The organism is Duganella sp. S19_KUP01_CR8, assembly GCF_036688705.1.
GTDB lineage: Bacteria > Pseudomonadota > Gammaproteobacteria > Burkholderiales > Burkholderiaceae_D > Rugamonas.
Genome location: NZ_JAQQPR010000006.1, coordinates 96,813 through 121,213, shown reverse-complemented (window position 1 = coordinate 121,213; position 24,401 = coordinate 96,813). Strand labels below are relative to the sequence as shown.

Sequence of the window (24,401 nt, the reverse complement as noted above, 5' to 3'; positions counted from 1 at the left end):
CGGCCTCTTATTTTTCTTTGCCGAACAAGCCGGCAGGACGGATCAGCAACACGATGACCATCACCAGGAACACCACCGTCGACGAAAACTCGGGGTAGAACACCTTGGTCAGGCCTTCGATGATGCCCAGGCCGAGGCCGGTGAGGATGGAGCCCATGATCGAACCCATGCCACCGATCACTACAACGGCGAATACGACGATAATCAGGTTCTGACCCATCAGGGGCTGCACCTGGATCACCGGGGCCGCCAGCACCCCTGCAAAGCCCGCCAAAGCGACGCCGAAGCCATAGGTCAGCGTGACCATCAGCGGGACGTTGATGCCGAAGGCTTCGACCAGCTTGGGATTCTCGGTACCGGCGCGCAAGTAGGCGCCCAGTTTGGTCTTCTCGATGACGAACCAGGTCGACAGGCACACCGCCACCGACGCCACCACCACCCAGGCGCGGTAATTCGGCAGCACCATGAAGCCGAGGTCGGTCGCCCCGGCCAGCGCCTCCGGCACCTGGAACGGTTGGCCGGACACGCCGTAGAACGAGCGGAACACGCCTTCGACCAGCAGCGTGATGCCGAAGGTCAGCAGCAGGCCGTAAAGATGGTCCAGCTTGTAGAGCCAGCGCAACATGGTCTTTTCGATGATGATGCCGAACACGCCGACCACCAGCGGCGCCAGCACCAGCATCACCCAGTAGTTCAGGCCGAGGTAGGCCATGCCCATCCAGGCGACAAACGCGCCCATCATGTACAGCGCACCGTGCGAGAAATTAATCACGTTCAGCAAGCCGAAGATCACCGCCAGGCCGAGCGACAGCATGGCATAGAAGGAGCCGTTGACCAGGCCCAGCATCAGCTGGCTCATAATCATGGGCAAGGGGTAGCCGAATATTTCCATGAGATCACAATATAAAGATCGCCGTCCCGGACGGGCAGGCGTGGCACCAGAAAAAGGCCGCGCGCGCTGGCGCGGCCTGTGTACAACTCAGCTTATTTCCACAGGGAGCATTTGGTTTCCGCCTTGGTGGCGTAAGCCTGGTCGCCCGGAATGGTGGCGAGGACCTTGTAGTAATCCCATGGGTATTTCGATTCCGACGGCTTCTTCACTTCCATCAGGTACATGTCGTGGACCATGCGGCCGTCCGGACGGATCACGCCGTTCTTGGCGAACATGTCGTTGATCTTGTTTGCCTTCAAGTAGGCCATGACCTTGTCGGTGTCGTCGCTGCCGACGGCCTTGACCGCCTTCAGGTAGTTGGCCGCCGCCGAGTAATCGGCCGCTTGCAGCATCGACGGTTCCTTCTTCATCTTCTCGAAGTAGCGCTTCGACCAGGCGCGGGTGTCGGCGTTCGCATCCCAGTACCAGCCGTCGGTCAGGTACATGCCCTGGGTCAGGTTCAGGCCCAGCGAGTGTACGTCGTTGATGAAGATCAGCAGGCCGGCCAGTTTCATTTTCTTGGTGATGCCGAACTCGTTGGCGGCCTTGATCGAGTTGATCGCGTCGCCGCCGGCATTGGCCAGGCCCAGGATCTGCGCGCCCGACGACTGCGCCTGCAACAGGAAGGACGAGAAGTCCGACGCCGACAGCGGATGCTTGACCGCGCCCAGCACCTTGCCGCCGTTGGCTTTCACCACCTCGGCCGTATCTTTTTCCAGCGACTGGCCGAAGGCGTAGTCGGCGGTCATGAAGTACCAGCTCTTGCCGCCCTGCTTGACGATGGCGCCGCCGGTGCCGCGCGCCAGCGCGATGGTGTCGTAGGCATAGTGAATCGTGTACGGCGTGCATTCCTCGTTGGTCAAGCGGGCCGAGCCGGCACCGATCGAAATGAAGACTTTCTTCTTCTCGGCCGCGACCTTGGCCATGGCCAGGTTGGCGCCCGAGTTGGTGCCGCCGATCAGCATGTCGACGCCCTGCTGGTCGAACCATTCGCGCGCCTTGGAGGCGGCGATATCGGCCTTGTTCTGGTGGTCGGCGGAGATGAACTCGACCTTTTTACCAGCGAGGACCACGCCGGCGTCGGCAATCGCCATCTTGATGGCCTCGGCACCGCCGGCGCCGTCGATGTCCGTGTACAGCCCGGACATATCGGTGATCAGGCCGATCTTGATGGTGTCGCCGGAAACCTGGGCTTGGGCAGCAAAGGACAGGCCGAGTGCGCACACGGCGGTGGCTGCGATGGTGATGGCTTTAAGTTTCATTTTGTCTCCGTTTTCAAGAAGTAGTGTTTACTTATTTTTGTACACTTATTTCCAACCCTTTAGACACCAAGAAGTTCGGTCAGGACCGGCATCTTGGCGCTCAATTCCGATGCAACAAAGGTCTCGACGATCTGACCGTGTTCCATCACATAAAACCGGTCCGCCAGCGGAGCGGCAAACCGGAAATTCTGTTCCACCATGACGATGGTGTAGCCCTTGGCCTTGAGCGTGGTGATCATCCGGGCCAGGCCTTGCACGATGACCGGCGCCAGGCCTTCGGAGATTTCATCCAGCAGCAGCAGGCGCGCGCCGGTGCGCAGGATGCGTGCCACCGCCAGCATCTGTTGCTCGCCGCCCGACAGGCGCGTGCCCTGGCTGTGCTTGCGCTCTTCCAGGTTGGGGAACATCGCGTAGATTTCCTCGACCGACATGCCCTTCTGCCCTGTGGCCAGCTGCGGCGGCAGCATCAGGTTTTCCTCGGTCGACAGCGACGAGAAAATGCCGCGCTCTTCCGGGCAATAGCCGATGCCGAGGTGGGCGATTTTATGGGTCGGCATGCCGATCGCTTCCTCGCCGTTGACCTTGATCGAACCCTTGCGGGCGCCGGTCAGGCCCATGATCGCGCGCAGCGTGGTGGTGCGGCCGGCGCCGTTGCGGCCCAGCAGCGTGACCACTTCGCCGGGCTGCACCGTCAGATTCACGTCGTGCAAAATATGCGATTCGCCGTACCAGGTTTGCAGGTTGGAGATTTCCAGAGCGGCCGTCATCAGTGGGCTCCTTCCAGTACTGCGGCTTCGGTACCCATGTAGGCTTCCATCACTTGTGGATTACTTGAAACTTCGGCGTAAGTGCCTTCGGCCAGCATCGCGCCGCGCTGCAAAACGGAGATCTTGTCGCAGATGCCGGACACCACTTTCATATTGTGTTCGACCATCAGGATCGTGCGGCCGGCTGAAACTTTCTTAATCAATTCCGTCACGCGGTGCACGTCTTCGTGGCCCATGCCCTGGGTCGGTTCGTCCAGCAACATCAGCTCCGGCTCCATCGCCAGCGTGGTGGCGATTTCCAAAGCGCGCTTGCGGCCATAGGGCATATCGACGGTGACGGTGTCGGCGAATTCGGTCAGGTCGACCTCGGCCAGCAGCTGCATGGCGCGGTCGTTCAACTTGCTCAACGACCGTTCGCTCTGCCAGAAATTGAAGCTGGTGCCGAGCTGGCGCTGCAATCCGATGCGGACGTTTTGCAGCACCGTCAGGTGCGGGAATACGGCGGAAATCTGGAACGACCGGATCACGCCCATGCGGGCGATCTGCGCCGGCTTGGCCGCGGTGATGTCCTTGCCGTTGAAGAGGATCTGGCCCGAGGTGGGCACCAGAAACTTGGTGAGCAGATTGAAGCACGTGGTTTTACCGGCGCCATTGGGACCGATCAGCGCGTGGATGTGGCCGCGCTGCACTTTTAAGTTCACATCATTGACCGCGGTGAATCCCTTGAATTCCTTGGTCAGATGCTTTGTTTCCAAGATAACGCCGGACATCCTGTCTCCTTGTTATTCTTTTCAAACTACTAAATTTTTTTAGATCATACACAGTAACAAATTGGCTAACAATACAGTATAACTACGGTCCGCTTTTGATCTAGGCCTAGCGGGTACAGGGTTTCATTTCCACTCTGAACGGATCAGCTCTGAAGCTTTCTCTGCAATCATGATGGTCGGGGAATTGGTATTTCCCGAGGTTATGAACGGCATGACGGACGCGTCCACCACGCGCAGTCCTTGTATGCCAATTACACGCAGCGCACTGTCCACCACGGCGCTCGGATCGTCGGCGCGGCCCATCTTGCAGGTGCCTACCGGATGGAAAATAGTGGTGCCGATCGCGCCTGCCGCCTGGGCCAATTCTTCCTCGGTGCGGTATTGAATGCCGGGCTTGTATTCTTCCGGCGCGTAGCGCTGCAAGGCCGGCGCAGCGACGATCTGGCGCGTCAATGTCAAGGCGGCGGCGGCGACTTTGCGGTCTTCCGGCGTGCTCAAATACATCGGCGAAATTTTCGGCGGCGCATACGAATCGGCGCTGGCAATGCGCACATGGCCGCGCGAGGTCGGACGCAGATTGCAAACGCTGGCCGTGAATGCCGGAAAGGCGTGCAATGGTTCGCCGAATTTTTCCAGCGACAGCGGCTGCACGTGGTACTGCAGATTCGGCGTGGCTTGCCCGGCATCCGAACGCGCAAAGGCGCCCAGCTGCGAAGGCGCCATCGACATCGGCCCGCTCTGGAACATCGCATATTCGAGGCCGATTTTCATCTTGCCGTACCAGCTGGCGGCCATCGTGTTCAGCGTGCGCGCGCCGCCGCCGAGTTTGTAGATCATGCGCAGTTGCAGATGGTCTTGCAGGTTTTCACCGACGCCGGAAAGATCGGCCAGCGGCTCGATGCCATGCTGGCGCAAGCTGTCGGCCGCGCCGATGCCGGAGCATTGCAGAATTTGTGGAGAACCAACGGCGCCAGCAGCCAGCAGGGTTTCTTTGTCGGCGGTCGCCGTGAACTGCGTGCCGCCTCCGGTGAAAATCACACCTTTGCACACCGGTCCGCGATCGCTCATTTCGATCTGCAAACGTTCCACGTGGCAGCCCGTCATGATGGTCAGGTTGGGCCGCATCGACACCGGTTTCAAAAACGCCTTCGACGTATTCCAGCGGATGCCGCGTTTTTGATTGACGTCGAAATAGCCACAGCCGGCGTTGTCGCCGCGATTGAAGTCGTCTACTTTCTGGATGCCGACCTGCTCCGCCGCATCGCGGAACGCGTCAAGAATCTGCCACGACAAACGCTGTTTTTCCACGCGCCACGGACCACCGGCGCCATGCAATTCTGAAGCGCCGCCGTGATAATCCTCGCTCTTTTTAAACAGCGGCAGCACCGACTGCCAGCGCCAGCTGTCGTCGCCGGTCAGCTCGGCCCAGCGGTCGTAGTCGCTGCCCTGGCCGCGCATATAGATCATGCCGTTGATGGAAGAACTGCCGCCCAGCACCTTGCCGCGCGGGTAGAGCAAGCTGCGCCCGCCCAGGCCCGGATCGGCTTCGGTGCGGAACATCCAGTCGGTCCGCGGATTATCTATGCAATGCAGATAACCAACAGGAATATGGATCCACACATAATCGTCTCTACCACCCGCCTCGATCAGCAGGACATTCGCGTTTCTGTTCGCGCTCAACCGGTTTGCCAATACGCAGCCCGCCGAGCCTGCACCAATAATGATGTAATCGTAAATGCCTGCTGATTCCAAAAACTTCTCCTCCAAGAGTACTGTTTCGGTCAGGCGGCTGCTATCTCCGCCAGCAATGTTTCAATCAGTTTTGCCGCCGGCATCGGCCGCGCGCGCGCGACGCCGCTACCGCACCACAGCGACATCAATTCCGTCTCGCCGCGCTTGCCCGCTTCCACCCGGATGGCGCCGGTCAATGCGTTTTGTATCGGATAGGCGGGGATTTGTTTTTCCACCGCAGCCATTTCAAGCATGAACCGGTTCTCCAGGCCGCGCGCATAGCGACCGGAAAACGTGCGCGTCAGCCGGGTCGGATGATCGCCGGCCGTCAGCAAGCGCTGCTTGTAGATCGGATTGATGGACGATTCGTCGCACACCAGGAACGCCGTGCCCATCTGCACCGCCTGGGCGCCGCCATCCAGCGCGCGCTTGATATCGGCGCCATCCATGATGCCGCCGGCGGCGATCACGGGAATATGCACCGCCTCGACGATGGTCGGCAGCAGCTCGAAAGTGGTCAGCTTGGCGTCTTCCTGCGCGCCGATAAAGGTGCCGCGATGGCCGCCGGACTCGGTGCCGGAAGCGATCACCGCATCGCCGCCCCTGCTTTGCCAGGCCAGCGCTTCGTCGGCGTGGGTGATGGTGCCGATGACGACGATGCCGGCGTCATGCAGGCGGCGGATCTGCTCCGTGCTGAGGATACCGAAGGTAAAACTGGCCACGGCGGGACGCAATTCGATCAGCGCCTCGAACTGGGCGGCAAAGTCTTCGCACCACTTGGCCGGCGTCGGCACTTCGGTCCAGCCCAGCGACGACGCGATCGGCTTCAGCCATTCCTTGGCGCGGGCCACTTCGTCCGGATCCGGCTTGGGCGTCTCCAACACGAAGAAATTCAGGCAAAACGGCTTGTCGGTCAGGGCGCGGATTTGCGCAGTCTGGGTGCGGATGGTGTCCGGCGAAAGTAAGGAGCAAGCCAGCGAACCCAGTCCGCCGGCATTGGAGACCGCGGCCACTTGCGCGGGCGTGTTGTTGCCGCCGGCAGTAGGTCCCTGGATGATGGGATGAAGAAAAATTGATGCCAAATTCATCTGATTTCTCGCATAAAGTGGCGTTTACGACATGTGGATAAGTCTATGGATATCCACAGGCACGAAATGTGAGTAAACAAAAAATTTTGGGGGACGCTTTTTCTTATCCCAAAACAGTTCTTTGCTCATACACGGCTTTCTCGCCCGCTTATGCAGCCCGTAAACGCCTGATTTTAATCCAAAATGAACACTTATCCACAGAAAAGTGTCTGCGTTAACAACTACTACTATTTTTATATATACATCTTTAGAGTAAACCATAAACCCAAAAACCACAGGCGGCTGCGCCGGAACGGCCTGATACCCCACTGAAACGGAAATAAGATTTCGCCAACATCTGCTTTCCCCTATACTGAATTCGCAAACAAACAGCCCCTGGCGGAGACATTTTGTCCTCACAGCGCAAAAATCTGCGGTCGCCGGCTTATCTGCGCTTTCGGCGACGTCTGATCACCGGCCTTTTCCTCATGGCTGCGCTTGCCATTGCCGTTGTCGTTTCTCAATTCCGCACCGCCTACGTCGAACGCGAACTCGCGGTCAAAACCCAGACCGAGCACTACGTCAAAGCGATGGAAGCGCATGTGCTGTACTCGATACAATCGGTCGACTTGTCACTGATTGGATTTGCCAACGCCATCAAAGTTCTGACAGCTCAACAACGGCGCTCGCCGGAAATGATGTCGGAGTTGTTGTCCTCGCGCGGTTCAGGTTTCAACAGTGAGTACTGGATCAGTTTTCTGGACTCGAAAGGCGAAGCGATCGCCACCTCCACTGGCAATAACATATCCGGCACCCGATACAGTGATCGCGACTACTTCAAAGCGCTTCAAGATGTCGCCATGCGTGGCAAATTATTTATTGGTGAACCGTCAATAGGACGACGCAGCAATCAAAGGCTGTTTTTTCTCAGCCGTCGCGTCGAAAGCGCCAGAGGCGAATTCCTGGGAGTGATCGTCGCGCCGCTCAACGTCAACCGCTACGTCACGGTGTTTGAAAATTCGCGTTTCAGCTCCGATATCTCGATCACGCTGATACACAGCGGCGGCAAGGTGATCGCCGGCGTGCCCAATTTCGAACAATCATTCGCCCGCGATCAGGGACCGACCGACCTGTTCGACAACGTACGCCGCGCCAGTTCGGGGACTTTCAAAACTGTCAGCAATACCGACAACCTGACCCGCGTGTTCAGTTATCGAGTGTTTGAAAACCTTCCCTTGATCATCGTCGTCGGCAGCAACGATTTGGAATCGGCCAGGCTGCTCCAGCAAAACTACTTGATTGCCGGCGCTGGTTTGATCATGTTGTTGATACTGATGGCAGGTGCAGGTCATTTTTCGCTGCGCACCTACACCAAGCAGGAAGAACGCGAACTGCGCTTCCGCGCCTTGTACGCCGCCAGTCGTGAAATGGAGCAAAAGCTGCTGGCCAACGAAGAAGAACGCAAGAAAAACGAAGAATCCATGAAGCTGGCTGCCCTGCTTTTCCAAAACAGCGGCGAAGGCATGATGGTCACCGACGCCGATGGACGCATATTGACCGTGAATCCTGCCTTCTCCCTGCTGAGCGGCTATACGGAAAAAGAAGTCATCGGCCACCGCGGCTATGAACTGACGACCAGCCGGCAAGACATCAACTTCTTCACCCGCATGTACGAATCGATCGCCCAAACCGGACAATGGGAAGGCGAACTCTGGCATCAGCATAAAGACGGCGATGAATACCTGGTCGCGATGCGCTTCAACACCGTCTACGATGAGATGGGTAATCCCTTCCGCTACGTTGCGCTGCTGAGCGACATCACGAAAAAGAAAGCATCGGAAGAATTGATCTGGCGCCAGGCCAATTTCGATGCGCTGACCGGCTTGCCGAACCGGCGCATGTTCCACGAGCATCTGCGCCAGGAAATGAAAAAGACCGACCGCTCCCATCTGCCGATGGCGCTGGTTTTCATGGATCTTGACCACTTCAAGGAAATTAACGACACCCTGGGCCACGATAAAGGCGATTTGCTGCTCAAAGAAGTGGCAAGCCGCTTGTCCAGCACCGTGCGCGGCACCGATACCGTGGCCCGATTGGGCGGCGACGAATTCACCATCATCCTCAGCGAGTTGCATAACGCCGGCGATGTGGTGCGCACAGCCCAGGAAATTCTCAAGCAAATGAGCACGCCGTTCAACCTGGGCAACGACGGCGACAAGCATATTGCCCGTATTTCAAGCAGCATCGGCATCACGCTCTACCCTGAAGACGGCGCCGATGCTGAAACTTTAATCAAAAACGCCGACCAGGCCATGTACGCGGCCAAGCAACAGGGCCGCAATCGCTTCAATTATTTCGCTCCGTTCATGCAGGAAGCCACGCGCGTACGCATGACCCTGGTCAACGAATTGCGCGAAGCGGTCAATCACAACGAATTGCGGATCTTGTTCCAGCCGATCATCGACCTGGCCAGCGGCAAGATTTGCAAGGCGGAAGCGCTGGTACGTTGGCAGCATCCGGTGCGTGGACTGCTGAATCCTGCTGAATTTATCAGCATCGCGGAAAGCAGCGGCATGATCGTCGGCATCGGCGACTGGGTTTTCAAGCAGGCGGCACAGGAAGTGCAAAAATTGCAGGCGCTGGGATTGCCCGATTTCCAGGTCAGCGTGAACAAATCGGCCTGGCAGTTCCGTGACGACGGCAGCAACTACCAGCAATGGCTGGATTTTCTCCAGGAACTGCACCTGAATGCCAACAGCATCATCATCGAGGTGACGGAAAACCTGCTTTTGGACACCGCCAACTCGGTTTCGGAACGAATGTTGGCTTTCCAGCATGCGCATATGCAGATTTCGCTCGATGATTTCGGCACTGGCTACTGCTCGGTGGCGTTTTTAAAGCGTTTCGATATCGATTACATCAAAATCGATCCAACTTTTGTCTCAAATCTGTCCAGCGGCACCGACGGCATCGTGCTTTGCGAGGCAATTATCGCCATGGCGCACAAGTTGAACATCAAAGTGATCGCCGAAGGCATCGAAACACCTCAACAACTGGCGGCTCTGACAGCCGCTGGATGCGATTTAGGGCAGGGATATCTGATTTCCAAGCCGATTTCAGGCGAAGAACTGGAAAAACAGATCAAAAACGAGCAAGCACCTGTGAATAACTCGCTGGATATCCACAGGACGACTTGTGAGTAAGGACCAAGTTGTCCAAGGGCCGCCATTTTATACAGAATTGCTCCTGAACTGGTACAGCGTTTATGCAAGCGCTTATCTTTCTCGTAAACGAATGATTTGTAAACGTATACATGACTTATCCACAGGCTTTTGGTCGTTTACTATTACTACTATTTTTATATAAATCTTTTGTAAACTACTAAACCCGTAAAACGCGAATCTGAAGGCCTGCTCGCGCTTTGAAAACACTCCAGACCACAAAAAACGCCTTAAAATCGATCGTTTTTTGTAAACTGCTGTGGAAAAGCAGCTCGAAATCCACAGCCTCCACCTCTACAAACCAAGGAAAACTATGCGTTTAGGCATCATCAGCGCTTTGGCTGAAGAACAGCACGGGCTGATAGAAGCCCTTGAGAGCCCCTACAAGCTCGTCCATGGCATGCGGGAGTACACGGGCGGGAAACTCTGGGAAATCGACGCTGTGTGCGTTCTGTCGCGTATAGGCAAGGTTGCAGCGGCTATGACAGCTTCCATCCTTGTGGAAAAGTTCGGAGTTACCCACATCGTCTTCACCGGCGTCGCTGGAAGTGGGGATAAAAATGTACAAGTCGGGGATATCGTCGTCGCTGAAGAACTGGTTCAGCATGATTTCGATGCCAGCCCGCTTTTTCCACAGTTTGAGATCCCGCTGACAGGCTTGTCGCGCTTCGCGACCGATACCGCCTTGACCCAGCGATTGGCTACCGCCGCAGCACAAACCACGCGGGTACACCGGGGATTGATCGCCAGTGGTGATCAATTTATAGGCAAACTGACCCAGATTCAGGCCTTGAAAGCTGCTTTTCCTGATTTATTGGCAGTGGAGATGGAAGGCGCAGCGGTCGCGCAAGTGTGTTTTGAGCTGGGCATCCCGTTTGCCGTCATCCGCACGATCTCGGACAACGCCAACGACGAGGCAGCCGTCGATTTCATGCATTTCATCAAAACCGTGGCTTCGCGTTACGCTTTTGAGGTGATTGAAAACTTTTGCAAGGCATAGAAATGGTCATCATCCCCGCTGGGACCATCGCAATGAGGGATGACCGAACCGGTCGCGCATGGGTAGTTGAACTTCCATCGTTTGCGATCGGCCGCTATCCGGTCACCCAGGCCGAATATGCGACAGTCAGCGGCGCATGGCCGGCATCCCACGATTCCCCGCATAGCCCGGTGGAAAACGTCTCCTGGATCGATTCTGTCCGGTTCTGCAACAGCTTGTCGGCTAGCGCAGGATTAAGCGCGTGCTACGAACTTCATGAAGACAGCGCCACCCGCATCCCCGGCAGCGACGGCTATCGCCTGCCCTCCGAGGCGGAATGGGAATATGCATGCCGCGCCGGCACCAACGGCCCGCGCTATGGCAATCTCGACGACATCGCCTGGTACCGGGAGAATTCCGGCGGCCGTTCCTGCGTGGTCGGCCAGAAGCAGCCCAATCTGTGGGGATTGCACGATATGCTGGGCAATGTCTGGGAATGGTGCGAAGACCAATACGATCCCGAGGTCTATGGCTTGTATCGGGTATTCCGGGGTGGCGGCTGGTCGGACGCCGAACGCGGCTGCCTGGCGACGAACCGCCGCCGCAGCCATCCCACCTACGCCATCGACGATCTCGGATTCCGGGTCGTCAGATCGCAGGCGTAAAAAAAGGGCCGGGTTTTATCCCGGCCCTCAAAACAACAACAGGTGATCGTTACAGTTATGCGTCCAGCGTCATCAGGCTGGCGTTGCCGCCGGCCGCGGTCGTATTCACGCACAGAGCGCGCTCAGCGAGCAAACGCCACAGGGGGATGGCGCCATCCTCGTTGGTGTCGATCAAGCCCACCAGCGCCCCGCTACGGGCCGCCAGCGAGGTGCGCAGGCCGGCGACCAGCATCGTCTCCACCAGTGCGATCTGGAAGTCGCCAGTGAAGCTCTCCAGGGGGCCAACCACCTGGATGCGGTCCTTGACCGCCGCCGGCAGGTCCGCAGGCAGCAATTTGGACGATTCCGCCGTCAGCAGCGCGATATTGCCGGTGGCCAGCGTCGCCGCGATCTGGTTCAGCAGGCCAGCTTGGGTTCCGGCCGCGCACACCACGGAGCCGCGTGCGACCAGCGCCAGCGTGTTGCGTTCACCCGTCGGGCCAGGCAATACGGTCACGCTGCCCAGCATCGTGGTGCGGCTGTATTGCTCGGCCAAGGTGGCGGCGCGTTCGTGGCCGTGCATTTTCGACCAGACCGCCAATGCATCCAGGCCCGGCGTTGCCTGGCTCTCGTGCTGGGCGCTGGCGATGGCGCCGCGCTGCAGACGCTTCAGGTACAACGGACCGCCGGCTTTCGGGCCGGTGCCGGATTTGCCTTCGCCGCCGAATGGCTGCACACCGACCACCGCGCCGACGATGTTGCGGTTGACGTAGATGTTGCCGACATGCGCGCGCGAGGTGATGTAGTCGATGGTTTCATCGATGCGCGAGTGCACGCCCAGGGTCAGGCCGTAGCCGCTTTCGTTGATCTGCTCGATCAGCTTCGGCAGATCGGCGCGCTTGTAGCGAATCACGTGCAGGACCGGGCCGAACACTTCCTGCGTCAGTTCGGACAGCGAGCGGATCTCCAGCACGGTAGGCGGCACGAAGGTGCCGGCCGCCGTCACGCTGGAAGGCAGATCCAGCGAGAAGTAGTTCAGCGCGGTCGCCTTCAGCTTGTTGATGTGGGCCAGCAGGTTCTGCTGGGCTTCGGCGTCGATCACCGGGCCGATATCGGTCACCAGGCGGTCCGGGCAGCCGACTTTCAGCTCCTGCATCGCGCCTTTGAGCATTTTGATGGTCTTGTCGGCGATATCTTCCTGCAAGAACAGCACGCGCAGCGCCGAGCAACGCTGGCCGGCGCTGTCGAAGGCCGATGAAATCGCATCCTGCACCACTTGCTCGGGCAGCGCCGACGAATCGACGATCATGGCGTTCTGGCCGCCGGTCTCGGCGATCAGCGGAATGTCGGCGTTCTCGGCGACGGCGCGCTTGGCCAGGGTGCGGTTGATCAGCTGCGCCACTTCGGTCGAGCCGGTGAAGATCACGCCTTTGACGCGCGCATCGGCGGTCAGCGCGGCGCCGACCACTTCGCCGCGGCCCGGCAGGAATTGCAGCGCGGCGCGCGGAATGCCCGCTTCGTGCAGCAGCTCGACGGCGCGGTGGGCGATCAGCGGGGTCTGCTCGGCCGGCTTGGCCAGCACCACGTTGCCGGCCGCCAGCGAGGCCGCCACCTGGCCGGTGAAGATCGCCAGCGGGAAGTTCCACGGGCTGATGCAAGTTACCGGACCCAGCGCCAGGGTATTGGTCGAGCCGTGCACTTCGCCGGCGTAGTAGCGCAGGAAATCGACCGCTTCGCGCAGTTCGGCGATGGCGTTCGGCAGCGATTTGCCGGCTTCGCGGATCGCCAAGGTCATCAGTTCCATGGCGTTGGCTTCGAACAGGTCGGCGGCGCGGTTCAGGGCATCGGCGCGCAGCGACGGTTCGGTGGTCTGCCAATCCATGGCGAAATTGCTGGCGCTGGTCAGCGCGGTTTCAACGTCGGCGGCATTGGCTTCCACCAGCTGGCCGACGATGTCGCTGCGTTGCGCCGGATTGGTCACATCCTGCGTCGGCTGGCCGGCGCTCAGGCCGCCCGCCAGCAAAGGCGCGGCGTGCCAGCTGCGCGGCACGGCCAGTGCTGCCGAAATATGACGCAGCACGTCTTCATTGGCCAGGTCGAAACCGGCCGAGTTCTTGCGGTCGCCGAACATGTTCAGCGGCAGGGCGATGCCGGTATGCGGCAGGCCGCCCTGTTCGCGCGCCTGGGCGACCGGGTCCTTGACCAGCGAATCGACCGGAATCGCTTCGTCGACGATCTGGTTGACGAAGGACGAGTTGGCGCCGTTTTCCAGCAGGCGGCGCACCAGGTAGGCCAGCAGCGTTTCGTGGGTGCCGACCGGGGCGTAGATGCGGCAAGGCTTGTCCAGGTTGTCTTTGCCGACCACCTGGTCGTACAGCGATTCGCCCATGCCGTGCAGGCACTGGAATTCGTAGTCGGTCACGCCGTCGCGCTTGGCCCAGGTGTAGATCGTCGACAGGGTTTGCGCGTTGTGGGTGGCGAACTGCGGATAGATCACGCCGGTCGAGCCCAGCAGCTTTTGCGCGCACACCAGGTAGGACACGTCGGTGTAGACCTTGCGGGTGTAGACCGGATAGCCGCTCATGCCGTCGACCTGGGCGCGCTTGATCTCGGCGTCCCAATACGCGCCCTTGACCAGGCGCACCATGAACTTGCGGCCGCTGCGCTTGGCCAGATCGATCAGGTAGTCGATGACGAATGGGCAACGCTTCTGGTAAGCCTGGACGACGATGCCGATGCCTTCGAAACCGGCCAGTTCAGGGTCGTAGGCCAGCGCTTCGACCAGGTCCAGCGACAGTTCCAGGCGGTCGGCCTCTTCCGCATCGATGTTCAGGCCGATGTCGTAGTGCTTGGCCAGCAGCATCAGTTCGCGCACGCGCGGCAGCAGTTCTTCCATCACGCGGCTGCGCTGGGCGCGGCTGTAGCGCGGGTGCAGCGCCGACAGTTTGACCGAAATGCCGGGGCCGTTCTTGATGCCGCGGCCATTCGAAGCCTTGCCGATCGCGTGGATCGCGGTTTCGTAGGAGGCGTAGTACTTTTTGGCGTCGGCCTCGGTCAGCGCCGCTTCGCCCAGCATGTCGTAGGAGTAGCGATAGCCGCGCGCCTCGTTGGACTGGCCGTTCTTGATCGCCTCGTCGATGGTCTGGCCGGTGACGAACTGGTTGCCCAGCATGCGCATCGCCAGGTCCACGCCTTTGCGGATCAGCGGTTCGCCGCCTTTGGAAATGAGCTTGGTCAACGCCGAGCCCAGGCCGGTTTCGCTGCTGGTGGAGACCAGCTTGCCGGTGATCAGCAGACCCCAGGTGGCGGCGTTGACGAACAGCGAAGGCGATTCGCCCAGGTGCTTGCGCCAGTCGCCTTTGCTGATTTTGTCGGCGATCAAGCGGTCGGCGGTGGCGTTGTCGGGAATACGCAACAGTGCTTCGGCCAGGCACATCAGCGCCACACCCTCTTCCGAGGACAGCGAAAACTCGTGCATCAGGGCGTCGACGCCGGAAGCGCGGGTGCGCTGTTCGCGCACCGAGCTGACCAGTTTATGCGCCAGTTGCTGGGCCTGTTGCAGGGTGCCGGCGTCGTTGTTTTTGATTTGTTCCAACAGCCATTGAACGGCGCTGACTTCATCGCGGCGATAGGCCGCCGTCACTGCTACGCGCAGGGGAATCGGGTCGCGCAGGATTTCGGCCTGCATGGCGGCGAAAGGGGTAAAACCGGTGGCTGCTGCTGCTTGCATTGAATACTCTCAGAAGGAAAATTTGGGCGCAGCTGATTACAAAAAAACGCCCTACCTGCGAGTGCTGGAGAGCGTGAATCTGGGTCAACTGCTGATGATTCGATTGTAGTGGGATTTCTTCTGGATTAATTCTGGTATTACAGGGGGCTAGCAATAGATTGTTTTTAGTGCGACAATTTAACCAAATAATATTTATTTGGGAGTTCCCGGAAATGTTAGACAAGATCAGCAAAAAAATCTTGATGGAATTGCAGAGCGATGGCCGCATCAGCAATGTGGAACTGGCGGCGCGGGTGAACCTGTCACCAGCCGCTTGCCTGGAACGCGTGCGCAAGTTGCACGAATCCGGCTACATCATGGGCTACACTGCCCAATTGAACCCGCAGTTGCTGGATGTGTCCCTGCTCGTCTTCATCGAAGTGGTGCTCGATCGCACGACACCCGAAGTGTTCGACGCCTTCAAACATAGCGTGCAGGTGATACCGGAAGTGCTGGAGTGCCACATGGTTGCCGGCGGCTTCGACTATCTGGTCAAAGCCCGCGTCAAGGACATGGCGGCCTACCGCGAATTCCTGGGTAAAACCCTGCTCCAGAAGGGCGTACGCGAAACGCATACCTACGCCGTCATGGAAGAGGTGAAGAATACCACCAAGTTGCCCATAAAATAGCATCAGGGAAATAAATTAGTCGAGACGCCCAAGGCGCCTGGTAAAACGGGGGACAGATGAAGCTTTTGCAGCACAAGCTGGTGCAACGTGGATTATGGTTATTGGGCGCGACGGCTGGCGGTACCTGCCTTGCATATTTGTTCAAGCTGGCGACCGGTGACGGCGCCGCGCTGGTCTATACGGCGGCGCCGGCGGCGCTGACCGGGGCTTTGCTGGCCCGCTGGGCTGCCGGCCGCAATAAGGACGAGGGCGGCGTACGCCGCTTCGCCCAGGTGGTCGGCGACGAAATCGACGCCATCATGATCGGCGCGGCGGAAACCTCGTATTTCGTCGATTCCGTCAAAAAGAAAATCGAACTGGACGTGGGCACGGCCGGGGTGATCGTCCGCAGCGCGGCCCACAATGCGCAGGCCACCGCCGTCATTGCCGCCAACGCCGAGCGCGCCGCCAAGATCGCCGCCCAGGTGCGCGGCGAGACGGTGGCAGGCCGCACCGAGGCCGATCACGGCCTGCAGCGCATCAACACGGCGCGCCAGGATGCGCAGACCGCGGCGGCCGTCATGGCCAGCCTGCAAACGAATTCCCGCAAAATCTACAGTTTTACCGAGGCCATCAGCGAAATCTCGGCCCGCACCAACCTGCTGGCGCTGAATGCCGCCATCGAGGCGGCGCGCGCCGGCGAACAGGGGCGTGGTTTCGCCGTGGTCGCCAGCGAGGTGCGCCAGCTGGCGCTGCGCACCAAGGAAGCCACCGACGAAATCAGCACCATGGTGCGCGAGATTAATCAGCAGGCCGAACAGGCGGCCACCGGCATGAATTCGCTGGCGCTGAAGGTCAGCGACGCGGCCGGCAATGTGGAAACGGTGCATGGTTTGCTGGGCAATATCGAGCGTTCGTCCGGCGTGTCGGAGGAAGAGATCGGCGAGATCGCCCGGGCTTCGCGCGAACACGTCGCCACGACGGAAGAAATCGCCACGGCCATCGCCAGCATCCGCGACAGCTTGTTATCCACAGAGAAGGAATTGCCGCGCGCCGCCAGTTCGGCGATGGCGCTGGCGGAGCGGGCCGAGGTCATCACCGGCGCGCTGGGGGAATCGTCGATAGTAACCTCGCACGATGCGATCCGCATCGCCGCGCAGCAGACGGCCGAACAGGTGGGACGGATATTCGAGGCGGCTATCTCTTCCGGCAAGATCACGCGCGATGCGCTGTTCGACCGCACCTACACGCCGATCCCGAATACCGATCCGCCCAAGCACAAGACCCGCTTCGACGATTTCACCGACCGGGCGCTACCGCAGTTGCAGGAGGGTTTGCTGGCGGCCATGCCGCAGCTGGCTTATGCCGGTGCTGTGGATAACAATGGATATTTCCCCACCCACAACAAGAAGTTTTCGCAGCCGCTGACGGGCAATTACGATGTCGATATCGTCAATAACCGCACCAAGCGCATCTTCAGCGACCGCACCGGCAAGCGCTGCGGCTCGAACACCAAGCCCTTCCTGCTGCAAACCTACAAGCGCGATACCGGCGAAGTGATGCACGACCTGTCGGCGCCGATTTATGTGAACGGCAAGCACTGGGGCGGTTTCCGCATCGGCTACCGCTCCAGCCACACATAGCCGTCATTCCCGCGTAGGCGGGAATCCATACATCGTGTCTATTGCCAGCGTTCTATAGATTCCCGCCTGCGCGGGAATGACGCTAGTACGTATCGTTTTTGGGCGCCGTGCCCGGCGCGGTGCGCTGGGCCACGGTGTTCATGCCTTCCAGATGCATGCGCAGCCACTTGTGGGCCGGGCTGCGGGCATCGCGCTCGTGCCACAACATGTCCAGGTGCACGGCCGGCAGTGTGAACGGCAATTCCTTGGAAACCAGCGCGTCGGTCATACCGGTCGAGGCGATCAGGTGGCGCGGCAGCACGGTGATCAGGTCCGAATTGGCCACCACGCGGCCGGCGGTGAAGAACTGGTTCACCGTCAGCAGGATGCGGCGCTCGCGCTGGATCTGTGCCAGCGCCTCGTCCACCAGGCCGTGCGCGCGGCCGGAAAAGCTCACCAGCAAGTGGTTGGCCTTGCAATAGTTGTCCAGCGTCAGGTCGACCTTGGACAGCGGATGGTCGCGCCGCATCACGCACACATAATGTCCCGAATACAGCCGCTCATGGCGGATCGGCGAGCCGGTCTCGTACGACAGCTGCGCCGCCACGCCGGGGAAGAAGCCCACTGCCAGGTCGATATCGCCGCGCAGCAGCATCGGCCGCGGCTCGCGCGTGGTCAGCGGCACCATGCGCACGTTGACGCCCGGCGCTTCGCTTTCGATCGAGCGCATCAGCGACGGCAGCCAGAAGGCGGCGGTCGCATCGGCCATCGCCATGCGGAAGGTGGCGTGGGCGGCCGAGACGTCGAAGGTTTCCGGCGCCACCGCCGCTTCCAGGCTGGCCAGCGCGCTGCGCACCGACGGCCACAGCGCCTCGGCGCGTGGGGTCGGCTTGACGCCGTAGGCGGTGCGGATCAGCAATTCGTCGCCCAGGCTCTCGCGCAGGCGCTTGATGGCGTTGGAAACAGCGGGTTGGGTCATGGCCAGGTGGCCGGCGGCGCGTGTCAGGTTCTGCTCTGTCATCACGGCGTCGAAGACGCGTAACAAATTCAAGTCCAGCGTCAAAAAGCTCATGTTGGCTCGGGATGTGGGGTTGGGGTCGGTACAGTATCGAGAAATATGGATTTCACGTCAATGGCAAGCACCCCATTCACCAAACGAATAATTGTTATCGGGGAAGTAAATTGGATACTTATGTTGCGCTGCACTATAGTTACACTTGATTCTAAATGCAGTGCTACAACATGTCTACCATCATCTCAGTCGTACAAAATTTTTCCTTGCTGGCCGCCGGTGAGCTGGCGCTGGTCAGCGGCGCGGTATGCGCGCTGGCCGTCCTGTTCAAACCGCTGCTGCGCGGCCTGGCGCGTGCCGCCATGCTGGTCATCAAGCCAAAGCGCAGCAAGGAAGAGCAGTTGCAGCGCCGCCAGATGCGCGATGCAATGATGCTCAAGCGCATGCTCAATGCGATGGAACGCGATCCCAGCCATGCGGCCGAACTGCGCGCCATGGCCGCACGTGCCTAAATAATACGCAGCGGTACCGAGGGGATCACCCCGCCGGTACCGCGTCGCAACATTACTTCTCGCCCAGCAGGGCAGGTTTCAGCGAGCTGTCGACCGGATGGTCGCCCAGCCAGATGCGCAGCACGGCGTTGTAGAACGCCATGTCCGGCATCAATTCCCCGATCTTCTTACCGTTCAGATAGCACTGCGTGCCCTCGCCCGGGGTCCAGTCCAGCAGCATCTGGTCGCCCTTTTTCAGTGCCTGGATCTGCGCGAACACTTCGCCGAACTTCATCGTTTGCGGCGCGATCTTGCTGCGGTCATTCTTGTCGGTATTGTTGTTCAGGCCTTCCAGGAAGGCCTTGCCGAAGTCTTCCGAGCTCACTTCGCGCAGCATCGTGATCGACACGCGGCGCGGGCCCTGGGTGGCCAGCACGTCCGGCACGGAGGTTTTCTTTTCGGTCAGGTACAGGCCGGCGGCGTAGACCTTGAAGAAGACCTTGGTGCGCAGACCGGCGCCGTTCAGCTTCAGTTCTTTACCGGCAACGTTGATGGTGTCGTCGAATTTAACGCCGGCCACTTCCACGGCGGCAAAGGCGGGCAGGCTGAAGCTGCCGGCCAGGAAGGCGGCCGCCATCAGGCTCTTGATGATATTTCTGCGATTCATGAGTTGTCTCCGAGGATGATAGATGCCCGCATCTCGCCCGCGATGTAGGCGTTGCTGGAATATACCACCGGGAGTCGCGCAAAAACGCGTGGCGGCGCAAATTGGCCGCACGGTCATGCTTTTTCTGGCTGTCAGGCCTTGCTGGCGGCTTGCAGACGGTCGAATTTGTCGCGCAATTGCTCTTCGGTCTCGCGCCAGGCGGGATTGAAGGGGATGCAGCTGACCGGGCACACCTGCTGGCATTGCGGCTCATTGAAATGGCCGACGCACTCGGTGCACTTGTCCGGATTGATTTCGTAAATTTCGGCGCCCATGTAGATCGCGTCGTTCGGGCACTCAGGCTCGCAAACGTCGCAATTGATACAGTCGTCGGTGATCATCAAGGCCATGATGGAACTCGCTTATTGCTGCTCGGCGGCGTTGTTGGCGGCAATTTTCTTTTGCAACCAGCGGTCGACCGATGGGAAAACAAACTTCGATACGTCGCCGCCCAGCACCGCGATCTCGCGCACGATGGTGCCGGAGATGAACTGGTATTGGTCGGACGGGGTCAGGAACAGGGTTTCGACATCCGGCAGCAGGTAGCGGTTCATGCCCGCCATCTGGAACTCGTATTCGAAGTCGGACACGGCGCGCAGGCCGCGCACGATGACGCGGGCGTCATGCTCGCGCACGAAATCCTTCAGCAGGCCGGAGAAACTCTGGACCTTGACGTTGGGATAGTGGCCCAGGACTTCGTTGGCGATGGTCAGGCGCTCTTCCAGCGAGAAGAACGGTTTCTTGTTCTTGCTGTCGGCAACACCCACCACCAGCGTGTCGAACAGACCGGATGCGCGACGCACCAGATCTTCGTGACCACGGGTCAACGGATCAAAAGTTCCTGGATAAACGGCTACTACCATCGCGGCTCCTTGCAGTGCACCAATATAGAACGCGCATTATGCCTGAAAATCCCTGTTTGCCTTAATTTGGGGCTGCTTGCAGCCCTTTTAGCGGCAAATGCGGGCCGTTCAGGCTGCCGTTTGCTTGTGCTTTAACAAATGATAGAACACCATCCCGGCCTTGTCAGCCCGCAGCACTTCCCACGGCGCCATCCACTCCGGCGCATCGCCCTCTTCGAACTCCAGCGCCAGGCCGGATTCGGCGTAGATCAGGCCGCCCTCTTTCAAGATGCGCGTGCACAGCGGCAGGCAGCGTTCGAGGAACTCCTGCTGGTACGGCGGATCAAGGAAGATCAGGTCGTATTTCTGGCCGCGCATGGCGGCCGACTGGGCCACGGCCAGGGCGTCGGCGCGCATGATCTGCACGTTCTCGGCTTTGAGCTTGGCCTTGATGTCTTCCAGCTGGCGCACCACCGGCACCACGGTGTCGATCATCGTCACCGATTGCGCGCCGCGGCTGGCCGCCTCGAAACCCAAGGCGCCGCTGCCGGCGAACAAGTCCAGCACCTGCGCATCGGCCCAATTGCCGTCGCGCTGGTGATTGATCCAGTTAAACACGGTTTCGCGCACGCGGTCCGGCGTCGGCCGCAGGCCGGAGGCGCTCAGCACCGGCAACGGCGTGCGCTTCCAGGCGCCGCCGATGATGCGCACCTGGTTGCTGTGCTGGGGACCGTGGACCGGTACTTTGGCTGGCTTGTTGGTTTTGGCGGCCTTGCTGGCGGGCTTTTTTGGCATGTGGCTGTGTTCTAAGTCATTGATTCAACAGGGGCCACTATACCATATGGGCCTTAACGGGGTTCCGCCGCCAGGCTGTTGAAGTCGTCGATCCAGCCTTGCATGCGCTTCTGCGCGTGGGCTTTCTGGGCAGGCGTGGCGATCTTGACGACGGTCAAGACCAGCTGCACGGTGGACTCATTGTAGGTGTCGAAGAACTGCTTGCGCTCGGAACGTTCGAGGCGCTCGAAGCTGTCCTTGATCAGCGTATGGATCAGCGCCATCGTGGCGTCCTTGCCCAGCTTTTCGCGCTGGACCTTCTGCACCAGCGTCAGGATGTTTTTCTGCCGGCGCATGCGCTCGTCCAGCCAGATCTCGTTGTCCAGCGGGCGGGCGTCGGAAGCCTTGCGGATCTGCGCTTCCTGCTCGGCGCTGAAGCTGCCGAACCAGAGCTCGAACTGCTCCATCGATTTTTTATACCGGAACTTTTGCTGCGCTTCCTTGTCACCCTTCATGTTCTTCTTGCGGAACTCGGCGTTGTTGGCGGTGAACTTCTTGTCCAGCGCGGCGATCTGCTCGGGTTGCAGCGAGCGCACCAGGTCCGACAATTCCGGCAGCGCCTTGAACAGCAGCAACTGCGTGCGGCTCTTGACGTCGTCGTAGTCGTTCATCAGGTCGGCCGCCGTCGGGTTGCCGGCCAGCTGGCGCTGTCCCGTTTGCAGGACTTGCACGTAGTCGTGCAGCTGGGTCTTCCGATGCCAGTGGAACAGATCGTCGATGTCCTTCTTGACCCAGCCCTTTTGATCGGCGTTGAAGTCGACGTAAGCGTCCAGCCACCAGTACAGCAGTGTATCGCCGTGGTTGTAGGCCAGGCGCAGCGAGCTGCATCCGGCCAGGACCGCCAACAGGACGATCAGGAAAAGGCGGCGCAGTGCGCGGTTGTGGATATCTGGCATGTTAAACTTTCGCTTTAATTAACTCTCGATTTGGCACCTATGAACGTAGTTATCCTCGCAGCCGGCATGGGCAAACGCATGCAATCCGCGTTGCCGAAAGTGTTGCATCCGCTGGCGGGCAAGCCGCTGTTGTCGCATGTGCTGGATACGGCGCGCAGCCTGTCTGCCAGCCAATTATGCGTGATTTACGGACATGGGGGCGCTGCGGTGCTGGAGATGCTGGCCAAGCAGCCGGAAAAGGTCGCCACCGCACTGCAAGAACCGCAGCTGGGCACCGGCCACGCCGTCATGCAGGCCTTGCCTGAACTGGACGACAGCGCCGCCACCCTGATCCTGTACGGCGACGTGCCGCTGACCACCTCCGCTTCGCTGCAAGCGCTGGTGGACGTGGCCGGCAACGACAAGCTGGGCATCCTGACCGTGGTGCAGGACGACCCGACCGGACTCGGCCGCATCATCCGTGAAAATGGCGAAATTGTGCGTATCGTCGAGCAAAAAGATGCGAACGAAGCCGAACGTGCGATTAAAGAGATCAACAGTGGCATTCTGGTGGTGCCGACCGCGCGCCTGAAGCAATGGCTGGCCGCGCTGAAGAACAACAATGCCCAAGGCGAGTACTACCTGACCGATATCGTCGCCATGGCGGTGGCGGACGGCGTGCCGGTCGTTTCGGCCCAGCCTTCGGCACAGTGGGAAGTGGCCGGCGTGAACAGCAAGGTGCAATTGGCCGAGCTGGAACGCATCCACCAAGGCAATATCGCCTTGAAATTGCTGGAACAGGGCGTGACGCTGATGGACCCTGCCCGCATCGACGTGCGCGGCGAGCTGATCTGCGGCCGCGACGTCACCATCGACGTCGGCTGCGTGTTCGAAGGCAAGGTCGAGCTGGCTGACGGCGTGCGCGTCGGACCGCACAGTGTGATCATCAACTCCCGCATCCTGGCCGGCGCCCACATCAAGCCGTTCTGCCATATCGAAGAGGCGGTGGTGGGTGAAGTTTCCATCATCGGCCCGTATGCGCGCCTGCGTCCCGGCACCGTGCTGGCGGAGGATGTGCATGTGGGTAACTTCGTCGAAATCAAGAACGGCCAGGTCGCCGCGCACAGCAAGGCCAACCACCTGGCCTACATCGGCGATGCGACGATCGGCTCGCGCGTCAACATCGGCGCCGGCACCATCACCTGCAACTACGACGGCGTCAACAAGTTCCGCACCGTGATCGAGGACGATGCCTTCATCGGCAGCGACAGCCAGTTGGTTGCACCAGTAACCGTCGGCAAGGGCGCCACGTTGGGCGCAGGCACCACGCTGACCAAGGATGCGCCGGCCGGCAAGCTGACGATTTCCCGCGCGCGCCAGATCACCCTGGATGGCTGGAGCCGTCCAGTCAAAAAGCCGAAGTAATAGCACCACACTCCACACAAAACCGGGATGCGTCCCGGTTTTTTCATTTGTGGATAACAATGTGGAGAAGCCTGCTTATAAGCCCTGAAGAAGCGGCGTATAAGCCAGGGAAAAGTGCTGGACAACTCCCCTTGCATCAGAAAAGTGACCCCTCGCCACGGCATGCAGCCATGATTTCGCCCGAGCTGTGGATAAGCCTGTGGGAAATCATGTGAGTAAATCAGGATAACTTTTTACTGTGGATAAACTTGGGTATAAGCCAGTGTAAAGCCCTTGGAAAAGCCGTGGAAAACGCGGGAAAACATTTCCCGCGTTTTAGCCGGTGTGGATAAGCCTGTGCAAAAGCGCCTGAACAAGGCAGGGATAACTGGCTAAACCGCGATCCGCGTTTCGAATTTGCTGCGGAAGGTGGAAAAGTAGGCTTTGACATTGCGCACATTGGTCTGCGTGGCGAACAGGCGGTGCGCCAGCGCGTGATAGGCCGGCATGTCTGCCACCTGGACGATCAGCACGAAGTCCGGCCCCGGCGCCACCCGGTAGCACTGCAATACGGCGTCGTCGGCCGCCACATGGGCCTCGAACTCGGCCATGCGCTCGGCGGCCTGGACATCCAGCGAGATTTCCACAATCGCCGTCAGGCTGGGGCCGACCTTCTCCGGCGCCACGATGGCCACCTGGCGCTGGATCACCCCGCTCTCGGTCAGATGCTTGACCCGGCGCAAACAAGTCGGCGCGGAAACATGGACCGCCAGCGCCAGCTCGCTGTTTGTTTGCGACGAATCAACTTGCAGCGCATTCAAAATGCGACGATCTATCTCATCCATAAAAATAATCCTCGAAAATGA

The 24,401-nt window shown here is 59.7% G+C and carries 21 protein-coding genes; 7 read left to right on the top strand and 14 right to left on the bottom strand.

Annotated features, from left to right (window positions below; all coding sequences use genetic code 11):
• Nucleotides 1-7 precede the first annotated feature (7 nt).
• The 6 genes from V6M89_RS08065 to V6M89_RS08040 all read right to left on the bottom strand — a co-directional run bounded on the left by V6M89_RS08065 (nt 8) and on the right by V6M89_RS08040 (nt 6,549).
• Entirely contained in the window at nt 8-892 is an 885-nt protein-coding gene (locus V6M89_RS08065) for a branched-chain amino acid ABC transporter permease (RefSeq protein WP_332852707.1), read from the bottom strand.
• 92 nt (nt 893-984) lie between these two features.
• Nucleotides 985-2,193, bottom strand: coding sequence for an ABC transporter substrate-binding protein (locus V6M89_RS08060; protein ID WP_332852706.1), 1,209 nt, complete (start codon nt 2,191-2,193; stop codon nt 985-987).
• A 59-nt stretch (nt 2,194-2,252) separates the two neighbouring features.
• A complete protein-coding gene (locus tag V6M89_RS08055; RefSeq protein ID WP_217941470.1) occupies nt 2,253-2,960 on the bottom strand; it encodes an ABC transporter ATP-binding protein in 708 nt (235 codons plus the stop codon).
• Nucleotides 2,960-3,730 (bottom strand): ABC transporter ATP-binding protein, encoded by a 771-nt coding sequence (locus V6M89_RS08050; RefSeq protein WP_332852705.1) that lies wholly within the window; start codon nt 3,728-3,730, stop codon nt 2,960-2,962. Before V6M89_RS08050 ends, V6M89_RS08055 begins: the two co-directional genes overlap by 1 nt.
• Before the next feature lie 123 nt (nt 3,731-3,853).
• On the bottom strand, nt 3,854-5,482 hold the full coding sequence (locus tag V6M89_RS08045) for a GMC family oxidoreductase (RefSeq protein WP_332852704.1): 1,629 nt from the start codon (nt 5,480-5,482) through the stop codon (nt 3,854-3,856).
• A gap of 29 nt (nt 5,483-5,511) precedes the next feature.
• Nucleotides 5,512-6,549, bottom strand: coding sequence for an NAD(P)H-dependent flavin oxidoreductase (locus tag V6M89_RS08040; RefSeq protein ID WP_332852703.1), 1,038 nt, complete (start codon nt 6,547-6,549; stop codon nt 5,512-5,514).
• A 389-nt stretch (nt 6,550-6,938) separates the two neighbouring features.
• On the opposite strand from V6M89_RS08040, the gene V6M89_RS08035 reads away from it, so the two are divergent.
• The 3 genes from V6M89_RS08035 (at nt 6,939) to V6M89_RS08025 (ending at nt 11,393) form a co-directional block, all read left to right on the top strand.
• A complete protein-coding gene (locus V6M89_RS08035; RefSeq protein WP_332852702.1) occupies nt 6,939-9,731 on the top strand; it encodes a bifunctional diguanylate cyclase/phosphodiesterase in 2,793 nt (930 codons plus the stop codon).
• 331 nt (nt 9,732-10,062) lie between these two features.
• Nucleotides 10,063-10,749, top strand: a complete 687-nt coding sequence (locus V6M89_RS08030; RefSeq protein WP_332852701.1) for a 5'-methylthioadenosine/adenosylhomocysteine nucleosidase — start codon at nt 10,063-10,065, stop codon at nt 10,747-10,749.
• 2 nt (nt 10,750-10,751) lie between these two features.
• Complete coding sequence (locus V6M89_RS08025; RefSeq protein ID WP_332852700.1) at nt 10,752-11,393, top strand: formylglycine-generating enzyme family protein; 642 nt, start codon at nt 10,752-10,754, stop codon at nt 11,391-11,393.
• 55 nt (nt 11,394-11,448) lie between these two features.
• Here V6M89_RS08025 and putA read toward each other — a convergent pair whose 3' ends face one another.
• Entirely contained in the window at nt 11,449-15,102 is a 3,654-nt protein-coding gene (gene putA, locus V6M89_RS08020; RefSeq protein ID WP_332852699.1) for a trifunctional transcriptional regulator/proline dehydrogenase/L-glutamate gamma-semialdehyde dehydrogenase, read from the bottom strand.
• Between the two features lie 212 nt (nt 15,103-15,314).
• Here putA and V6M89_RS08015 point away from each other — a divergent pair, with 212 nt between their 5' ends.
• The gene (locus V6M89_RS08015) at nt 15,315-15,770 is read left to right on the top strand and encodes an Lrp/AsnC ligand binding domain-containing protein (protein WP_008443393.1); all 456 of its coding nucleotides are present in this window, start codon (nt 15,315-15,317) and stop codon (nt 15,768-15,770) included.
• A gap of 56 nt (nt 15,771-15,826) precedes the next feature.
• Complete coding sequence (locus V6M89_RS08010) at nt 15,827-17,392, top strand: methyl-accepting chemotaxis protein (protein ID WP_332852698.1); 1,566 nt, start codon at nt 15,827-15,829, stop codon at nt 17,390-17,392.
• Nucleotides 17,393-17,474: 82 nt separating this feature from the next.
• On the opposite strand, the gene V6M89_RS08005 is transcribed toward V6M89_RS08010, so the two are convergent.
• Entirely contained in the window at nt 17,475-18,443 is a 969-nt protein-coding gene (locus tag V6M89_RS08005; RefSeq protein ID WP_217941477.1) for a LysR family transcriptional regulator, read from the bottom strand.
• 170 nt (nt 18,444-18,613) lie between these two features.
• Here V6M89_RS08005 and V6M89_RS08000 point away from each other — a divergent pair, with 170 nt between their 5' ends.
• Entirely contained in the window at nt 18,614-18,895 is a 282-nt protein-coding gene (locus V6M89_RS08000) for a hypothetical protein (protein ID WP_332852697.1), read from the top strand.
• A 52-nt stretch (nt 18,896-18,947) separates the two neighbouring features.
• Here V6M89_RS08000 and V6M89_RS07995 read toward each other — a convergent pair whose 3' ends face one another.
• From V6M89_RS07995 to V6M89_RS07975, 5 genes are all read right to left on the bottom strand, one after another.
• Entirely contained in the window at nt 18,948-19,541 is a 594-nt protein-coding gene (locus tag V6M89_RS07995) for a chalcone isomerase family protein (RefSeq protein WP_332852696.1), read from the bottom strand.
• Nucleotides 19,542-19,672: 131 nt separating this feature from the next.
• Nucleotides 19,673-19,930: a YfhL family 4Fe-4S dicluster ferredoxin gene (locus V6M89_RS07990; RefSeq protein WP_116991290.1), complete on the bottom strand. Its 258-nt coding sequence runs from the start codon at nt 19,928-19,930 to the stop codon at nt 19,673-19,675.
• 12 nt (nt 19,931-19,942) lie between these two features.
• On the bottom strand, nt 19,943-20,443 hold the full coding sequence (gene coaD, locus V6M89_RS07985; protein WP_116991291.1) for a pantetheine-phosphate adenylyltransferase: 501 nt from the start codon (nt 20,441-20,443) through the stop codon (nt 19,943-19,945).
• 108 nt (nt 20,444-20,551) lie between these two features.
• Entirely contained in the window at nt 20,552-21,217 is a 666-nt protein-coding gene (gene rsmD / locus V6M89_RS07980; protein WP_332852695.1) for a 16S rRNA (guanine(966)-N(2))-methyltransferase RsmD, read from the bottom strand.
• 53 nt (nt 21,218-21,270) lie between these two features.
• A complete protein-coding gene (locus V6M89_RS07975; RefSeq protein ID WP_332852694.1) occupies nt 21,271-22,152 on the bottom strand; it encodes a DUF6279 family lipoprotein in 882 nt (293 codons plus the stop codon).
• A 39-nt stretch (nt 22,153-22,191) separates the two neighbouring features.
• Between V6M89_RS07975 and glmU the strand changes: the two genes are divergently transcribed.
• The gene (gene glmU / locus V6M89_RS07970) at nt 22,192-23,556 is read left to right on the top strand and encodes a bifunctional UDP-N-acetylglucosamine diphosphorylase/glucosamine-1-phosphate N-acetyltransferase GlmU (protein ID WP_332852693.1); all 1,365 of its coding nucleotides are present in this window, start codon (nt 22,192-22,194) and stop codon (nt 23,554-23,556) included.
• A gap of 371 nt (nt 23,557-23,927) precedes the next feature.
• On the opposite strand, the gene V6M89_RS07965 is transcribed toward glmU, so the two are convergent.
• Nucleotides 23,928-24,380 (bottom strand): Lrp/AsnC family transcriptional regulator, encoded by a 453-nt coding sequence (locus V6M89_RS07965; protein ID WP_332852692.1) that lies wholly within the window; start codon nt 24,378-24,380, stop codon nt 23,928-23,930.
• Nucleotides 24,381-24,401: the final 21 nt, after the last annotated feature.

What these genes read in the sequence shown, in the direction of transcription:
- V6M89_RS08065 (WP_332852707.1), bottom strand. Translation starts at nt 892, where the DNA reads ATGGAAATATTCGGCTACCCCTTGCCCATGATTATGAGCCAGCTGATG.
- V6M89_RS08060 (WP_332852706.1), bottom strand. Translation starts at nt 2,193, where the DNA reads ATGAAACTTAAAGCCATCACCATCGCAGCCACCGCCGTGTGCGCACTC.
- V6M89_RS08055 (WP_217941470.1), bottom strand. Translation starts at nt 2,960, where the DNA reads ATGACGGCCGCTCTGGAAATCTCCAACCTGCAAACCTGGTACGGCGAA.
- V6M89_RS08050 (WP_332852705.1), bottom strand. Translation starts at nt 3,730, where the DNA reads ATGTCCGGCGTTATCTTGGAAACAAAGCATCTGACCAAGGAATTCAAG.
- V6M89_RS08040 (WP_332852703.1), bottom strand. Translation starts at nt 6,549, where the DNA reads ATGAATTTGGCATCAATTTTTCTTCATCCCATCATCCAGGGACCTACT.
- V6M89_RS08030 (WP_332852701.1), top strand. Translation starts at nt 10,063, where the DNA reads ATGCGTTTAGGCATCATCAGCGCTTTGGCTGAAGAACAGCACGGGCTG.
- V6M89_RS08025 (WP_332852700.1), top strand. Translation starts at nt 10,752, where the DNA reads ATGGTCATCATCCCCGCTGGGACCATCGCAATGAGGGATGACCGAACC.
- putA (WP_332852699.1), bottom strand. Translation starts at nt 15,102, where the DNA reads ATGCAAGCAGCAGCAGCCACCGGTTTTACCCCTTTCGCCGCCATGCAG.
- V6M89_RS08015 (WP_008443393.1), top strand. Translation starts at nt 15,315, where the DNA reads ATGTTAGACAAGATCAGCAAAAAAATCTTGATGGAATTGCAGAGCGAT.
- V6M89_RS08010 (WP_332852698.1), top strand. Translation starts at nt 15,827, where the DNA reads ATGAAGCTTTTGCAGCACAAGCTGGTGCAACGTGGATTATGGTTATTG.
- V6M89_RS08005 (WP_217941477.1), bottom strand. Translation starts at nt 18,443, where the DNA reads ATGAGCTTTTTGACGCTGGACTTGAATTTGTTACGCGTCTTCGACGCC.
- V6M89_RS08000 (WP_332852697.1), top strand. Translation starts at nt 18,614, where the DNA reads ATGTCTACCATCATCTCAGTCGTACAAAATTTTTCCTTGCTGGCCGCC.
- V6M89_RS07995 (WP_332852696.1), bottom strand. Translation starts at nt 19,541, where the DNA reads ATGAATCGCAGAAATATCATCAAGAGCCTGATGGCGGCCGCCTTCCTG.
- V6M89_RS07990 (WP_116991290.1), bottom strand. Translation starts at nt 19,930, where the DNA reads ATGGCCTTGATGATCACCGACGACTGTATCAATTGCGACGTTTGCGAG.
- coaD (WP_116991291.1), bottom strand. Translation starts at nt 20,443, where the DNA reads ATGGTAGTAGCCGTTTATCCAGGAACTTTTGATCCGTTGACCCGTGGT.
- rsmD (WP_332852695.1), bottom strand. Translation starts at nt 21,217, where the DNA reads ATGCCAAAAAAGCCCGCCAGCAAGGCCGCCAAAACCAACAAGCCAGCC.
- V6M89_RS07975 (WP_332852694.1), bottom strand. Translation starts at nt 22,152, where the DNA reads ATGCCAGATATCCACAACCGCGCACTGCGCCGCCTTTTCCTGATCGTC.
- glmU (WP_332852693.1), top strand. Translation starts at nt 22,192, where the DNA reads ATGAACGTAGTTATCCTCGCAGCCGGCATGGGCAAACGCATGCAATCC.
- V6M89_RS07965 (WP_332852692.1), bottom strand. Translation starts at nt 24,380, where the DNA reads ATGGATGAGATAGATCGTCGCATTTTGAATGCGCTGCAAGTTGATTCG.